This window comes from Neisseria blantyrii (genome assembly GCF_962747855.1).
GTDB lineage: Bacteria > Pseudomonadota > Gammaproteobacteria > Burkholderiales > Neisseriaceae > Neisseria > Neisseria viridiae.
The window spans coordinates 1-210 of sequence record NZ_CAUIZY010000042.1 but is presented as its reverse complement, the minus strand read 5'-3'; the positions used below and the strand labels follow the sequence as shown (position 1 = coordinate 210).

At 51.0% G+C, this 210-nt stretch carries 1 protein-coding gene; it reads left to right on the top strand.

What is annotated here, in order from left to right; translation table 11 throughout:
- The coding region (locus Q9J80_RS10840; protein WP_301673282.1) for a peptide ABC transporter permease at positions 1–210 on the top strand (210 nt) is incomplete at both ends.

The following is a 210-nucleotide window of genomic DNA, read 5'->3' as shown; positions in this document are numbered from 1 at the left end:
GGGAGGGGGTATGTCGGACAGGCTGAAACATATTTGGATGCTGTATCGCAAACCGGTACTTTTGTATGTTGTTACCGTCATCATCTATATTTTGCTTGACGGGCCGACCACTGAGGGCAGCCGAACGCCTATGCCCCCTATGAACGCTTGGGAAAAAATCCTGTTTATGGCAGCCGGCGTCAGCGGATTTGTCAGCCTCCTGTGGATAAT